The sequence below is a fragment of the Frederiksenia canicola genome, assembly GCF_011455495.1.
GTDB classification, from domain to species: domain Bacteria; phylum Pseudomonadota; class Gammaproteobacteria; order Enterobacterales; family Pasteurellaceae; genus Frederiksenia; species Frederiksenia canicola.
The window spans coordinates 1,556,583-1,572,092 of the sequence record NZ_CP015029.1 but is presented as its reverse complement, the minus strand read 5'-3'; the positions used below and the strand labels follow the sequence as shown (position 1 = coordinate 1,572,092).

At 40.7% G+C, this 15,510-nt stretch carries 16 protein-coding genes; 2 read left to right on the top strand and 14 right to left on the bottom strand.

Annotation, left to right across the window (positions count from 1 at the left end):
- Positions 1 to 30: 30 nt before the first annotated feature.
- From pyrF to aroA, 12 genes are all read right to left on the bottom strand, one after another.
- Positions 31 to 723, bottom strand: coding sequence for an orotidine-5'-phosphate decarboxylase (gene pyrF, locus A4G17_RS07700; RefSeq protein ID WP_123956152.1), 693 nt, complete (start codon positions 721 to 723; stop codon positions 31 to 33).
- Between the two features lie 19 nt (positions 724 to 742).
- Entirely contained in the window at positions 743 to 1,933 is a 1,191-nt protein-coding gene (gene lapB, locus A4G17_RS07695) for a lipopolysaccharide assembly protein LapB (RefSeq protein ID WP_123956153.1), read from the bottom strand.
- Entirely contained in the window at positions 1,933 to 2,220 is a 288-nt protein-coding gene (locus A4G17_RS07690; RefSeq protein WP_123956154.1) for a LapA family protein, read from the bottom strand. The genes lapB and A4G17_RS07690 overlap by 1 nt, the downstream gene beginning before the upstream one ends.
- Positions 2,221 to 2,257: 37 nt before the next feature.
- Entirely contained in the window at positions 2,258 to 2,536 is a 279-nt protein-coding gene (locus tag A4G17_RS07685; RefSeq protein WP_123956155.1) for an integration host factor subunit beta, read from the bottom strand.
- 74 nt (positions 2,537 to 2,610) lie between these two features.
- Positions 2,611 to 4,281: a 30S ribosomal protein S1 gene (gene rpsA / locus A4G17_RS07680; protein ID WP_123956156.1), complete on the bottom strand. Its 1,671-nt coding sequence runs from the start codon at positions 4,279 to 4,281 to the stop codon at positions 2,611 to 2,613.
- A gap of 92 nt (positions 4,282 to 4,373) precedes the next feature.
- A complete protein-coding gene (gene cmk, locus A4G17_RS07675; RefSeq protein ID WP_123956157.1) occupies positions 4,374 to 5,039 on the bottom strand; it encodes a (d)CMP kinase in 666 nt (221 codons plus the stop codon).
- Positions 5,040 to 5,091: 52 nt separating this feature from the next.
- Positions 5,092 to 6,129, bottom strand: a complete 1,038-nt coding sequence (gene degS, locus A4G17_RS07670; RefSeq protein ID WP_123956708.1) for an outer membrane-stress sensor serine endopeptidase DegS — start codon at positions 6,127 to 6,129, stop codon at positions 5,092 to 5,094.
- A 102-nt stretch (positions 6,130 to 6,231) separates the two neighbouring features.
- Positions 6,232 to 7,119 carry a UTP--glucose-1-phosphate uridylyltransferase GalU gene (gene galU, locus A4G17_RS07665; RefSeq protein WP_123956158.1) on the bottom strand — a complete coding sequence of 296 codons (888 nt, stop codon included), beginning with the start codon at positions 7,117 to 7,119 and terminating at the stop codon, positions 6,232 to 6,234.
- Between the two features lie 212 nt (positions 7,120 to 7,331).
- The gene (gene csrA, locus A4G17_RS07660; protein ID WP_123956159.1) at positions 7,332 to 7,523 is read right to left on the bottom strand and encodes a carbon storage regulator CsrA; all 192 of its coding nucleotides are present in this window, start codon (positions 7,521 to 7,523) and stop codon (positions 7,332 to 7,334) included.
- Positions 7,524 to 7,575: 52 nt separating this feature from the next.
- A complete protein-coding gene (gene alaS / locus A4G17_RS07655; protein ID WP_123956160.1) occupies positions 7,576 to 10,200 on the bottom strand; it encodes an alanine--tRNA ligase in 2,625 nt (874 codons plus the stop codon).
- Positions 10,201 to 10,377: 177 nt separating this feature from the next.
- Positions 10,378 to 10,803 (bottom strand): universal stress protein UspA, encoded by a 426-nt coding sequence (gene uspA / locus A4G17_RS07650; protein ID WP_123956161.1) that lies wholly within the window; start codon positions 10,801 to 10,803, stop codon positions 10,378 to 10,380.
- A 214-nt stretch (positions 10,804 to 11,017) separates the two neighbouring features.
- Positions 11,018 to 12,310, bottom strand: coding sequence for a 3-phosphoshikimate 1-carboxyvinyltransferase (gene aroA / locus A4G17_RS07645; RefSeq protein WP_123956162.1), 1,293 nt, complete (start codon positions 12,308 to 12,310; stop codon positions 11,018 to 11,020).
- Between the two features lie 158 nt (positions 12,311 to 12,468).
- Here aroA and A4G17_RS07640 point away from each other — a divergent pair, with 158 nt between their 5' ends.
- Together A4G17_RS07640 and A4G17_RS07635 are read left to right on the top strand one after the other, a co-directional pair.
- Positions 12,469 to 12,846 (top strand): thioredoxin family protein, encoded by a 378-nt coding sequence (locus A4G17_RS07640; protein ID WP_123956163.1) that lies wholly within the window; start codon positions 12,469 to 12,471, stop codon positions 12,844 to 12,846.
- 6 nt (positions 12,847 to 12,852) lie between these two features.
- Positions 12,853 to 13,581, top strand: coding sequence for a cytochrome c biogenesis CcdA family protein (locus A4G17_RS07635; RefSeq protein WP_123956164.1), 729 nt, complete (start codon positions 12,853 to 12,855; stop codon positions 13,579 to 13,581).
- A 33-nt stretch (positions 13,582 to 13,614) separates the two neighbouring features.
- On the opposite strand, the gene hisC is transcribed toward A4G17_RS07635, so the two are convergent.
- A complete protein-coding gene (gene hisC / locus A4G17_RS07630; protein ID WP_123956165.1) occupies positions 13,615 to 14,709 on the bottom strand; it encodes a histidinol-phosphate transaminase in 1,095 nt (364 codons plus the stop codon).
- A gap of 22 nt (positions 14,710 to 14,731) precedes the next feature.
- Positions 14,732 to 15,487, bottom strand: a complete 756-nt coding sequence (locus A4G17_RS07625) for an SDR family NAD(P)-dependent oxidoreductase (RefSeq protein ID WP_236940997.1) — start codon at positions 15,485 to 15,487, stop codon at positions 14,732 to 14,734.
- Positions 15,488 to 15,510: the final 23 nt, after the last annotated feature.

Genomic DNA, 15,510 nt, shown 5'->3' with positions numbered 1-15,510 from the left:
TGCAACATTTCCTTCGGATCTGACCGCTTGTTAGGCAATAGCGGTATTGATTGATTTTAATATCGCAAGCGGATCTTGAGCTTGGGTAATTGGACGTCCAATCACCAAATAGTCAGCACCCGTTTCAATCGCTTGTTTTGGGGTCATGACACGGCGTTGATCACCAAAATCACTGCCTTCAGGACGAATTCCTGGAGTAACTAGTTTGAAATCCTTACCACAGTGTGTACGTAAAACTTCAACTTCTTGTGGAGAACAAACAACTCCATCAAGACCTGCTCGTTGACAAAGGTGGGCAAGACGAATAACTTGCTCCATTGGAGAGGCATTAATGCCGATTTGGAGTAAATCAAGATCTTCCATACTGGTGAGAACGGTGACCCCAATCAATAGGGGGGCGTCTTTGCCGTATGGTTCCAGAATTTGTTTGGCTGTTTCCATCATTCTTAAGCCACCTGAGGCATGAAGGTCAACCATCCAAACACCCAGATCTGCTGCAGAACGTACTGCTCTTGCTACCGTATTTGGAATGTCGTGGTATTTTAAATCAAGGAATACATCAAATTTGCGATCTTGTAATTGTTTAACAAAATGTGTGCCTAGTGTGGTAAACATTTCTTTGCCGACTTTTAAACGACAAAGGCTTGGGTCAACTTGATCAACAAAAGCAAGGGCTTCCGATTCCGTTTCGTAGTCAAGTGCAACAATCACTTTATTATTCATAGTTATCTCCATGATGGGGCTAAATAATTTCGGTAATACTTTGGACAGGTTTGATCTTTTCCCATTGCCGACATGATGGGCAATACCACATAAGTCGGTAGCTTTGATAGCCACAATGTAAACATCGGTATTGAAAGCCTTTTTTGATACGATCTCCGACCATATTATGCAGTAATTCAAGGCTTTCCTTACCTCTCCCCTCTTCTGCTTCATTCATTTGGTAGTAAATAAAACGGTGGAAAGTAATCATATTGGGAAATTGGCGAACTTGTTGATAAAGTCGAGATTGGGCTGCCTCTATACCATCTTTCTTTTCGATTAGTTCTGCAAGTGCTAAATCTACACTGCTGTTATGCTTAATTTGATTAGCTTTAATTAAGAAAAGCTCAAACTGAGCCGATTTTCCTAGTTTTTCATAACATTGCCCAATCTGTTCTAATACTTCGCTAATATATGCAGGATCTTGTTCTAAAATTTTCTCATAATATGTTAATGCTTCGGAAAATTGTTGAATATGGAAATAATAATCTCCAAGTAAAATGGAAGCTCTACTACAATTAGGTGAATAGTCTAATGCTTTATGTAAGTTCGCCAGAAATGATTTAGGATCGTCTTTAAGTGTTTGTGCATATTCACAATAAAAATGAGCAAGTGGCGTTAGGTCTGTCGTTGTATCAATGTGTAATAATTTCTCAGCTACATTAATGGCCTTTTTCCATTCTCTGGTTTTTTGGTAGACAACCATCAACTGAGTCAGTGAATGTACTGCAAATTCAGGTTCATCTAATAACGTGATGTAATAATTTTCTGCCCGATCATAAAAACCAGCAGCCATAAAATCTTTTGCTAGTTGTTGTTTAGCTAATAATTTTTGTTCAAAAGAATAATTTGGATTTTGCTCAAGAGCTTGATGAAGACGCAATGCTTTGTCCACTTCTCCACGTGAACGAAATAAATTTCCTAAAGTTAGCTCTGCTTCAAATTGAGGTTCACTCGCTATTTGATTTTCAGACTCTTGCTTTTCTAGCATTGATAAAAATAAATCAACAGCTTTTTCTTGTTGATTAGATAAAAGAAAATTTAATCCCGTGACATAGTCACGAGAAAATTTATTATTGATGCTTTCTTGATCTTTTTTTGCACTTCTTTGCCCCATATACCAACCGTATAATGCTGCAATTGGCAGAAGAAGGAACAACAGTTCAAGCATTATTCAGCCTTTGGTAAGGTTAATTCACTAATTTGTTGTGCCTGTCGTTTAACACGACGATTTAAAGCGATATTTTGCAGTTTAACCTTTAGATAGAAGAAACCAGTAATGAACCAACCTAATAGTAGCCCAAAGCCAAAAAGAATAGCAACTAAGGTAGAAAGTTTAAATTCATTTTTAGCTACAATATAATTAAAAGTAATCACTTGATCGTTATTCGCTCCGATAGTGATAGCAACGATAACAATAGCAAGAGCAATAATTAGTCCAAAAATATATTTTATCATAGTGATTCTCCATTGCTATTTAAGATCTTCGTGTAGACTAATGATCAACACGTTCTTTCAATTCTTTTCCAGGTTTAAAATGCGGAACATACTTAGATGTCAGTTTGACACTTTCCCCTGTTTTAGGATTACGACCAGTACGTGGTTGACGATAGTGTAAGGAGAAACTTCCAAAACCACGAATTTCAATCCGCTCACCTTTCTCTAAAGTATGCATAAGATGTTCTAGGATCTCTTTTACACCATCTTCAACTTCTCTGGCCGAGATTACCTGATTCTTTTCTGCTAAACTTTCAATTAATTCAGATTTAGTCATAGGGATCTCCTTGCTTAGCTTGGATATGACAAGCGGATATGTTTTCACATATCCGCTTGAGTTAAAAGAGTGAATTATTCACCTTTAGCTGCTTTAAATGCTTCAGCCATTGCGTTTGGAATAGCTTCTTCTTGTTTGTTCACTTGTGCCAGTGCTGCTGATTCTTCAGCTTCATCTTTAGCACGAACAGATAAGTTTACTACACGAGCTTTGCGGTCAACACCAGTGTATTTTGCTTCAAGCTCATCACCTACATTAATTACCGTTGTGATGTCTTCAACGCGATCACGAGTTGCTTCAGCAGCACGAACATAACCTTCTACGCCATCAGCTAATTCAACTTTCACGCCTTTAGCATCAACTTCAACTACTTTACCTTTCACTACTGCACCTTTTTTCGTGCCTTCAACGAAGTTTGTGAATGGATCAGAGTCTAATTGTTTGATACCTAAAGAGATACGCTCTTTCACTGCATCAACTTGTAATACAACAGCTTCTACTTCATCACCTTTTTTATAGTTACGAACAGCTTCTTCACCTGATTGGTTCCAAGAAATGTCAGATAAGTGTACTAAACCGTCGATACCACCTTCTAAACCGATAAAGATACCAAAGTCAGTGATTGATTTGATTTTACCTTTTACTTTATCGTTTTTGTTGTGAGTCTCTGCGAAGTGCTCCCATGGATTTGCTTTGCATTGTTTTAAACCTAAAGAGATACGACGACGTTCTTCGTCCACTTCAAGGACCATAACTTCAACAACATCACCAACACTAACCACTTTAGATGGGTGGATATTTTTGTTTGTCCAGTCCATTTCTGAAACGTGAACTAAACCTTCAACACCGTCTAAAATCTCAACGAAACAGCCATAATCAGTTAAGTTAGTTACTTTACCTGTTAATTTGCTATTTACTGGGTGGTTTTGAGCGATGGCTGCCCAAGGATCTTGGCCTAATTGTTTTAAGCCTAAAGATACACGGGTACGATCTTTATCGAATTTTAATACTTTAACAGTAACTTCATCACCTACATTAACCACTTCGCTTGGATGTTTCACACGTTTCCAAGCCATGTCTGTGATGTGTAATAAACCGTCAACACCGCCTAAATCAACGAACGCACCGTAGTCAGTTAAATTTTTAACAGTACCTTTAACTTCTGAACCTTCAACTAAGTTCGCTAATACTTCTTCGCGATCTTGGCTGCTTACTGATTCAATGACTGCACGACGAGAAACAACCACGTTGTTACGTTTTTGATCTAATTTGATTACTTTGAATTCTAATTCTTGACCTTCAAGGTTTAATGAATCACGCACTGGACGTGTATCAACTAATGAACCTGGTAAGAATGCACGAACACCATTTAGCTCAACAGTGAAGCCACCTTTTACTTTACCGTTTACTAAGCCAACAACCGTTGCTTGTTCTTCAAAGGCTTTTTCTAAAGCAGCCCAAGATTCGTTACGTTTTGCTTTTTCACGAGAAAGTTTGGTCTCACCAAAGCCGTCTTCTACTGCATCAAGAGCAACATCAACAACATCACCAACTTGAACTTCTAATTCACCTTGAGCATTGAAAAACTCTTCAGCAGGGATTGCAGATTCTGATTTTAAACCAGCATCTACGAATACAAGGCCTTTTTGGATTTTAACCACAGTACCTTTAACAATAGAACCTAAACGGGCTTCTTGACCTTTTAGTGATTCTTCAAATAGTTCAGCAAAAGATAATTCTGACATAAAAATTCTTCTTAAAAATGAAACATCCGATTAGCATCCTGCTAATAGGGGTTGATAATAAAAGTCCAATAATCCATTACTAGACAAAGAAACTACAATTTACTTTTGATATAAGCCAAAGCTTGTTCAATAACCTGATCTATGGATAAATTTGTAGAATCTAACAACTTCGCATCGGGTGCTGGAACAAGAGGAGCCACCTCACGATTTCGGTCGCGAAAATCACGCTCTTTTATCTCGGCTAAAATCTCGTCAAAGTTAGCATTAAATCCCTTTTCTTGCAACTGTTTTACTCGTCTTTTTGTGCGTTCTTCGGGGCTAGCCTCTAAAAAAAACTTAATCTGTGCATTTGGAAATACAATTGTTCCCATATCACGGCCATCAGCCACTAAACCTTTTTCTGAGCTAAAATCTCTTTGTCGCTGTAAGAGAGCTTCTCGGACTTTTGGATATACTGCGATTTTGGAGGCATTTTGTCCTGCTTCTGCGGTGCGAATTTGATCCCTAACATTTTCGCCATCTAAAATGACATTAATTTCGCCATTTTCAGGTATGAATTGCACATTAAGATGGCGGCCAAGCTCTGCAAGTTTATTTTCATCCGTTAAGTCAATCCCTTTTTTCAAAGCGGCTAAGGCTAAAATACGATAAATTGCCCCAGAATCTAAAAAGTCAAAATTTAATTTTTCCGCGATGGCATGACACAAAGTACCTTTACCTGCTCCACTTGGGCCATCAACGGTGATTACTACTGCCATAAAAATTCCTATAATTGATTTGTAAAATTTTTGCGTAAACAGACCGCTTGTACTATTCAGGGAATTCTGAAATGACAACGGTAAATTCTAATAATTGATTTTGTCGGGAAACCAAGACCCTCACTGAAGTGTTTGGTTGCATATCAGCTAATGCGTCCATCATCTGGGTAGGTGATTCTGCTTCGACATTACCAATTTTTAAGACCAGATCGCCAGGTAAGATTCCTGCTTTGTCTGCGGGGCCATTTTCAGCGACACCAGTAATTAGCACCCCTTTTTCGCCCAAACCAAGCTGTTTTGCAGAATAAAATAAAGCACTGTTTACACCAAAATAGCCACGAATTACTCGTCCATCCTTGATGATTTTTTTCATCACTTTATTCGCAAGACTTATTGGAATTGCAAAATTTAAACCCTCTGCAAGTTCATCACTATTTTTACCAAGGCTTAGCGTATTAATGCCGATTAGTTCGCCTGCAGTATTCACTAAGGCTCCACCTGAATTTCCTTTGTTAATGGAGGCATCAGTCTGTAAAAAATTCTGTCTCCCTGCTTCAGATAAGGCATTACGTCCCGTTGCACTGATGATGCCTTGGGTAATACTCTGACCTAAGTTTAGTGGGTTGCCAATGGCTAAAACGACATCGCCAATATTCACTGCTCGCTGTGCATTCTGCGGAATGGTAGGGAGATTCTCGGCTTGAATTTTAAGTACAGCTAAGTCAGTTAGTTTGTCTGAACCAACTAAAGTCGCATTAAAAATCGCCCCTGATTGTAGCGCAACAATAATTTGATCTGCATTTTGAATAACATGCTTATTTGTCAGAATATATCCATTTTCAGTCATGATAACGCCAGAACCTAAATTATTTACCGTAAGCTCTGGAGAAGTTTGTTGATTAGAGGCATCAAAAGCCTGGTTGTAAACATTCACTACCGCAGGAGAGGCGATTTTTACTGCATCATGATAACTTGCAACTTGTGGCGTGAAATAGTGTTTAATTGGCTGATTAACCAACGGTGCCACATATAAAATGAGACCTGCACAAAATAGTCCGAACCCCACGGCTTGTGCGATTTTTTTTATCATCATTAGATTACAATATAAAAAAATATACTCGGTAAGATACTCATTGTTTAAGAAAATTTTGCAAAAAATTCGATGTATCTTACCGCTTGTTATGGAAGTAGATTACAACGTTTTCACTAATTTTTTCAAATAGTCCTTAAATGAACTACCGAATTTATTGTGGTGTAAACTATACTCAACAAAGGCTTGCATATAGCCTAACTTATCACCGCAGTCAAATGTTTTTCCTGTCATATGGAAAGCCTCAACATCTTGTTGAGCGATTAACATATCAATCGCATCGGTTAGCTGAATCTCATCACCTACACCGATTGGGGTTTTGGCTAATAAGTCCCAAATCTCTGCAGAAAATACATAACGCCCAACCACTGCAAAGTTAGAAGGTGCGTCTTCAACAGCGGGTTTTTCTACGATATTAACGATCTTCGCAGTTCCTGCGGGTTGTAGATCTACGCCTTGGCAGTCCACTACACCGTAGCTGCTCACGTCTTCTTTCTCAACAGGTGCAACCATAATTTGACTGTTACCCGTCTCTTTAAAGCGAGCAATCATTGCGGCCAAGTTTTCCGTTTTTTGATCCGCTGTGAAATCAGCCAACATTACATCAGGCAATACCACTGCAAAAGGCTCATTTCCGACTACTGCTCGACCACATAATACAGCGTGTCCTAAGCCTTTAGCTTGCCCTTGGCGAACGTGCATCAAAGTCACATCTTTTGGCACAATCGAGCGGACTTCATCTAACAGTTGGCGTTTCACCCGTTTTTCGAGCATAGTTTCTAATTCAAAAGAAGTATCAAAATGGTTTTCGATAGCATTTTTTGAAGAATGTGTCACAAGTACGATTTCTTTAATTCCTGCGGCAACACATTCATTAACAATGTATTGAATTAATGGTTTATCTGCAACGGTTAACATCTCTTTTGGAATAGCTTTCGTTGCGGGTAACATACGGGTTCCTAAGCCAGCAACAGGAATGATTACTTTCATTTTAAATCCTTAAAATTAGATAAAAGTAGACCGCCTACAATGCAAGCGGTCTGTTTGAAGTTAAATTTTGCAATACGGAGCGAACAAGGCAAGAACCTTGTTTCGCTTTGGGTTATCGCATTCCATTTCTATATTTAATTGCTCAAAAATATTACAGAACTCAAATAAATTGACTTTTTCCATAATATTTCCTTGTTAATTAGATTCATTTTTCATCGAGTTTCGTTATCTGAACTTTCAGATAATGCTTTAATACGTTGATAAATCTCTTCTCGGTGTACTGCAATTTCTTTTGGTGCTTTGACGCCCAATTTTACTTGACTACCACGAACGCTTAACACCGTAATTTCTACATCATCACCGATCAATAGGCTTTCCCCTATTTTACGCGTTAAGATCAGCATCACTACTCTCCTATGATAACTGCAAGGCAAATTCCTTCTGCCTTGCATATGATTAAAGTTTTGCTTGAATCCAATTCATTGCTAAATCAAGAGCTTTCGTAATATGTTCTGGCTGAGAACCGCCAGCCATTGCCATATCTGGACGACCGCCCCCTTTTCCGCCCACTTCTTGAGCCATTAATCCAACAAGCTCACCTGCATTCAGTTGCTTGGTTAAATCACTGGTTACACCAACGATCAAATTCACTTTGTCATCCGATTCGGTGGCAAATGCAATTACTGCGGAGCCAAGCTGATTTTTCAAATCATCCACCATTGTACGTAATGCTTTAGCATCAACACCATCTAAACGCTGCACCACCACATTCACACCATGGATTTGTTTTGCTTGTTTCGCTAACTCACTACCTGCTTGTGCAGCTAATTTTTCTTTGAGTTGTTGTAACTCTTTTTCAACTTTTTTGCTCTTTTCTTGCAATTGTTGAATTTTTTCCACCAAAGTAGCACTGTCAGCTTTTAACAATTCAGCACTTTGGTTAAGCACTTGTTGCTGGCTGTGTAATAATGCAATCGCCTTTTCACCTGTTACCGCTTCTACTCGACGCACACCTGCCGCAACAGCACCTTCTGAAATAAATTTGAATAAACCAATTTCACCAGTTTGTTTAATGTGCGTACCACCACAAAGCTCAATGGAAAAATCTGTCATACCCACAACACGCACTTTATCGCCATATTTCTCGCCGAATAATGCCATCGCACCTTTTGCTTTTGCCGCATCTAAATCCATCACATCTGTGGTTACAGCAATGTTTTCACGAATTTTGCGATTAATAATACGCTCAATTTCTTCAAGGTCCGATTTGGCGATCGCTTCTGGCTGAGAGAAGTCAAAACGTAAGGTGTTTTCAGACACTAATGAACCTTTTTGTGCCACGTGCTCGCCTAATACTTGGCGTAATGCGGCATGCAATAAGTGTGTTGCACTGTGGTTTAGCGTAATTGCGTGACGACGTGTCGTATCAATTTGTGCAAATACTTTATCACCCACGGATAAGCTACCAGAAGCTAATTGCCCGATATGGCCAAAAACTTGACCATATTTTTGCGTGTCTTTAACCTCAAAATTGCAAATCTCGGATAAAATTTGACCCGAGTCTCCAATTTGACCACCTGATTCGCCATAGAAAGCGGTTTGATCTAACACCACAACGGCATTCTCACCAGACTGAATAGTCTCGACGGCTTTACCATTACTGAACAACGCCACAACCGTTGCTTCAGTTTCAGTAGTTTCATAGCCTTTGAACGTGGTTACACCATCGACTTTGATCACGTTGTTGTAATCGGTCCCGAAATTGCTGCTGGCTTTCGCACGCTCACGCTGTGCTTCCATTTCACGCTCGAAGCCTTTTTCATCAATGAGAATATCACGTTCACGACACACATCGGCGGTTAAATCTAATGGGAAACCGTAAGTATCGTAAAGTTTGAATGCTACTTCGCCTGAAAGCTGTTTGTTTTCAACTTTGGTTAAAGCATCTTCCAATAACGCCAAACCACGCTCAAGTGTACGAGCAAATTGATCTTCTTCCGCCTTTAAGGTTTTTTCAATATGAGCTTGTTTTGTGGTTAAAATTTCACCCGCTTGTCCCATCGCTTTTGCGAGCGTTGGCACTAATTTATAGAAGAAGGCTGACTTCGCGCCTAAGATATTCCCATGGCGAACTGCACGGCGAATAATACGACGTAACACATAGCCACGACCTTCGTTGGAAGGCACTACGCCATCGGCGATTAAATAAGCACAAGAGCGGATATGGTCTGCAATCACACGCAAGGATTTATTGTTTAAATCTTGCACGTTTAACAAACTTGCCACTGCTTTAATTAAGGTTTGGAAAATATCAATTTCATAGTTGGAGTTTACGTGCTGCAATACGGCACTGATACGCTCTAAACCCATACCGGTATCAACAGATGGCTTCGGCAATTTTTCCATCCTGCCATCGGCTTGGCGGTTAAATTGCATAAATACCACGTTCCAAATTTCGATATAACGGTCACCATCTTCTTCTGCAGATCCTGGTGGTCCACCCCAAATGTGATCACCGTGATCGTAAAAAATTTCAGTACAAGGACCGCAAGGACCAGTATCACCCATTTGCCAGAAATTGTCTGACGCATAAGGAGCACCTTTATTATCACCGATGCGAACGATACGCTCCGCAGGCACACCCACGTCTTTATTCCAAATCTCGTAGGCTTCATCATCGGTTTCATATACTGTTACCCACAATTTTTCACCGGGTAAACCTAACCATTGCGGTGATGTGAGATATTCCCACGCAAATTTAATTGCATCGTGTTTGAAGTAGTCGCCAAAACTGAAATTGCCCAACATTTCAAAGAAAGTATGGTGACGAGCAGTATAACCAACGTTTTCTAAGTCGTTATGTTTTCCGCCTGCACGCACACAACGTTGTGAACTGGTTGCACGGCTGTAACTGCGTTTGTCTAGCCCTAAGAAAACGTCTTTAAATTGGTTCATACCCGCATTCGTAAATAATAATGTCGGGTCATTGTCAGGTACAAGTGAGCTACTTGGCACAATGGTGTGCCCTTTTGATTGGAAAAATTCTAAAAAGGATTGTCTGATTTCAGAAGTCGTTTTCATAAATACTCTAATATATAAAAAAGTGTGTAAACTGCTGTTATGGCTAACAGAAACAAAACCTCGCTATTCTACACATTTTTTTAGATACTGTGCGAAGTCGCTGACAAAATTGCAAAATTTTTATCAGATCTGACCGCTTGCTAAGTACAACAAACGGTCAGTGATTAGTAATTTTTGCTATTCGTTGCTTAATGGTACAACTAACATATCCACAGAAACATTATTCATCACTTGACGTGTGGAAGACATAAATTTACTCCAAAAGTCTTGGTGATGACCTGTCACAAGAAGATCGATTTGATATTTTTCAACAGCATCTTCTAGCACTTGACTAAAATCCCCGCTGCCGTTCAAACGCTCTGTGACGGGATACTCCACTTTATCAGCCAATTCTTTTAAGGCTTTTAAGGTTTCTTCTGAAACAGAGTCCTGTACTGATGACATATTAATATCAATCAGTCCAGTATAAAGGTCAGAAAAATTCACATCCACGTGGATTAAAGACAACTTTGCTCCACATTTTTCAGCTAGCTTCGCCCCTTTCCGAAGTAAGATGAGACTTTCTTCGGAAAGATCTACCGCAACCAAAATATGTTTATACATAATAAGCTCCTTGTTACAACGGTGTTGAATTCACGATTTGGAGCATACCACACTCTAATTATTTAAAATTTGAAGCAGATCGCAAATTTGAAAAGAAGTTGAAAAATTTCTCAGATTTCTAGCAGGAGAGAGTCGTGATAGGAGATAAGTGCTATCACGACAAGCGGTGAGTTCCCACTGATTTTTTGCAAATGGGCTTTTAGTATATGGTGGGCTAGTGGCTTACCTTAGCAAACTCATCAAAGAAGGTCGGAAAGGTTTTTGCTGTACATTTGGGATCGAGAATAGTCACTGGCGTGTTGGATAATGCCACCAACGCAAAACACATCGCCATTCTGTGATCGTTGTAGGTTTCAATTTCAGCGTGTTGGAATTTATCCAATGCAAGCGGCTGAATGCGGATGAAATCCTGCCCTTCTTCCACTTCTGCACCGATTTTTCGCAGCTCCGCTGCCATGGCACTCAAGCGATCAGTTTCTTTCACTCGCCAGTTGTAAATGTTGCGGATAATCGTTTCACCTTTGGCAAATAATGCGGTGGTAGCAATCGTCATTGCTGCATCGGGAATGTGGTTCATATCCATATCAATGCCTCGCAACTCTCCTTGTTCCGCTTGGATAAAATTGTCGCCCCAAGTGATTTTGGCACCCATTTTTTCCAATACATCCGCAAACAAGCGGTCGCCTTGAATAGAATTTTTACCAATCCCTGTCACTTTCACTCTGCCCTTGATTGCTCCCGCCGCTAAGAAATAGGACGCAGAGGAGGCATCCCCCTCGACTAGATAGCTTTGCGGTGCAACGTAACGCTGATTGCCTTTCACCAAGAAACGTTGGTAGTGATGATTTTCGACATTCACCCCAAAATCCTTCATCATCGCCAAGGTAATATCAATGTAAGGTTTGGAAACCAAATCACCCATAATTTCAATTTCTAAATCACTTTCGGCAAGCGGGGCTGTCATCAATAATGCGGTCAAAAATTGCGAAGAAATTGAACCATCGATCTGCACGTTTTCGCCACGTAAACCTGAATTGCGAATGGCAATTGGTGGATAGCCTTCATTTTCCAAATAGCGAATTTCCGCCCCAAGCTGACGCAATGCATCGACCAAATGCAGAATCGGACGCTCTTTCATCCGTGGCTCTCCGGTTAAAATTACCTCCGCCTCTTTCTCGCCTTTCAAACACAACGCGGCAGCCAGTGGTCGCATTGCCGTACCTGCATTGCCGAGAAATAACGCCAAGCCATTTTGAATGTTAAAAGCCCCACCTACGCCTTGCACTTCGCAAACGGTTTTATCGTCTGAAAGTTGATACTGTACGCCGAGTTGTTTCAGAGCATTGAGCATATGGCGAGTATCGTCGCTGTCTAACAAATTGGTAACTTTAGTGGTGCCTTTCGCAAGGGCAGCAAGCAATAATGCTCGGTTAGACAGGCTTTTTGAGCCGGGTAAGTTGATCTCGCCTTCAATATTGGCGATCGGATTTAGAGTGAGTTTTTCCACAATATTGTCCTATTTACGTTGGAAAGCTATTATTTTTTACAAATAATAAATAAATTCTCACAATCTCGCTATGCTTAATTATTTTTTGTTAGATTTTTGTTATTGTAGCGTCTAATTTTCCGTGAATAATCACAATTCAACCCTAACAGGAGACTTCCATGAAAAAACGACTTTTAACCTTTTTATCAAGTGTATTCCTTGCTACCACGGCATTCGCAACGGAGTTTAAAGACTTTGCTCAAACCGAATTTGATAGCTTAATGCAACAAGGTAAGCCCGTTTTGGTGCACATTCATGCGAACTGGTGCCCAACCTGCAAACGCCAACTCAGTGTGTTAGAGCCTACCTTGAAAGACGACAAATTTGCTAATTTAACCGCATTGAGAGTCGATTACGACACTCAAGATGACGTGCTTAAAGCGTTTAAAGTTAATCGCCAAAGCACCTTAATTATGTTTGATCAAGGCAAAGAAGTTCGCCGTGTCATTGCCGAAACCCACGCCGATAAATTAGTGCAATTCATTACTCTACCGTAATTGGCTATGGACTTAAATGTTACTGTCTTAGCTCTGAGCTTATTGGCGGGGCTATTAACTACGCTTTCTCCTTGCGTATTGCCAATTTTACCCATCGTAGCCTCTTCGGCAATGGCACAACGTAAAATCGGTTTATTCACTCTCGCAATTGGCATGGGGATTTCCTTTACCTTTGTTGGCACCTTGATTGCTTCTATTGGCTTAGCCCTTGGGGTGAACAGTGCTTACTTACGTTATGCGGCAGCGATTTTGATGATCTTGGTGGCAATTTGGCTACTTAGCTCGAAATTGCAGCACTATCTCAGCCAGTACACATCGGCATTAAGCAACAAAGGCGACCAATGGTTAAGCAGTTTTAACCCTGAATCCTCCCTTGGGCAATTCTTTGTCGGGTTATTGCTCGGTGTGGTTTGGGCTCCCTGCATTGGTCCAACATTGGGTGCGGCGATTGCTCTTGCGAGCCAAGGTGAATCACTTGGTAGCGTATCTGTTGTAATGATGATTTTCAGCCTTGGGGCTGTGATTCCGTTGATTATCATCGGGCTACTCTCTCGCCAAGTGTTTCGTGAAAAACGTGAAAAACTCGCCAATGCAAGCCAAACTGGGCGAAAAGTGATGGGTTGGAGTTTATTGGCTGTCGGTTTACTCGTGCTAACGGGTTTTGATAAACAGATCGAAATGTGGCTAGTCACCATCAGCCCAGACTGGCTAACTGACTTAACTACTCGATTTTAATGATAAAGGACGCCGTAGCGTCCTTTATACTTTCTACTTCAACACTTTCACTAACGCAGCAAAAAAGCGATCGTTTTCTTCGGGCAAGCCGATGCTAATTCGCAGGTGATTTGGCATGCCATACACACCAATTGGGCGGACGATGACGCCTTGTTCTAGCAATTTTTGATAAATCGGTGCAGCGGGTTGGTTCAGATCGACAGTAATAAAATTGCCTTTGGATTGAATATAATCCAAGCCATTTTGTTGGAAAAACTGTTCATATCGAGCCATTTCCAAGCGGTTATTTTCTGCGACTTTCTGAATAAACTCATCATCTTGTAGTACAGCAACGGCAGCAGCTAAGGCAAGGCTGTTACAGTTAAACGGTTGGCGAACTCGGTTAAAGAGATCGGCAATTTCAGGTTGAGAAACCGCATAGCCGATGCGTAGCCCCGCTAAACCGTAGGCTTTGGAAAGCGTGCGACAGATCACTAAATTCGGGTGGATTTGCAAAAGTTTAAAGGAATCTACCCGCTTGTCTGGGTCGGTAAATTCCGTATAGGCTTCGTCTAGCACCACAATTACGTGTTCTGGCACTTTTGCCAAGAAATCTGTGATTTGTTGATGACTTAAAAACGTCCCCGTTGGATTATTTGGGTTGGCGAGATAAATCAGCTTAGTTTTTTCAGTGATTGCCGCTAAAAAGCCCTCTAAGTCGTGACCAAAATCGTTGGCAGGCACCACCACCGATTTTGCATTAATCGCCTGTGCGACAAGCGGGTAAACAATAAAGGCATATTGCGAAAAGATAATTTCATCGTCTTCGCTGGCAAAGGTACGGGCGATCAGCTCTAACAAATCATTTGAGCCATTGCCAAGGGTGATTTGATCCATCGCCACACCAAATTTTTTGGCTACCACTTCTTTGAAATAGAAACCGTTGGCATCGGGATAACGGGTTAAATCTGCCAGTTGTGTGCTAATCGCATGTTTGGCACTTTCAGGAAAGCCGAATGGGTTTTCGTTTGAGGCTAATTTCACAATGTTGGAAATGCCCAGTTCACGCTCTAATTCCTCAATCGGTTTGCCTGCTTGGTAAGGGGACAGGGTTTGGACGCCTTTGTTGGCGAGCGTTGTGTATTGCATAATTTTCCTTAATAGCGTGTTTTTATTTGTTTTTTTGAATAAAGGCAACAATCGGTAGCAGCAAGAAATCGGGAGTGAAACGGCTGCTAAACACCATTAATTTATTCAGCCAGTTTGGAATAATCACGTTTTTGCCAAGATTCTGCACCGCATATGTTGCCACTTCTTCGGCGGACTGTACTTTCAAGCGGTCAAATAATTTGGAGTTTTGCAAATTCGCTGCTTTTTCAAATTCCGTTGCGGTTGTGCCCGGTGCAAGAATGGAAATGTTGATATTGGTCTCTTTCAATTCGTAGCTTAAGGCTTTAGAAAATGAGGTCACAAACGCTTTAGTTGCATAATAAACGCTCATTTGCGGACCAGGCATAAAACTCGCTACCGAAGACACATTGAGAATTTCGCCTTGGTTACGGGCTTTCATCGGTTGCAAGTAGAGCTTGGTTAAAATCATCACCGCTTGAATATTGAGATTAACCATCGCCATTTCACGATCTAAATCCGTTTCGCTAAACTCACCAAACACGCCAAAGCCCGCATTGTTAATTAAACGGGACACTTGCCAGCCATTTTGCTCGGTGATTTCAAACAGTTTTTTCGCATTATTCGGCTCAGACAGATCCATTTCGACAATTTCAACATTCGCATAACGCTGCTGAAACTCGTCCAAAATCGCCTTACGACGAGCCACTAAAATCAATGGCTCGCCTTGCTCCGCATAGATTTTCGCAATTTCATAACCGATGCCCGATGTTGCACCGGTGATAAGGGTATATTTCATTTGCAAAATTCTCTTAAAATCTC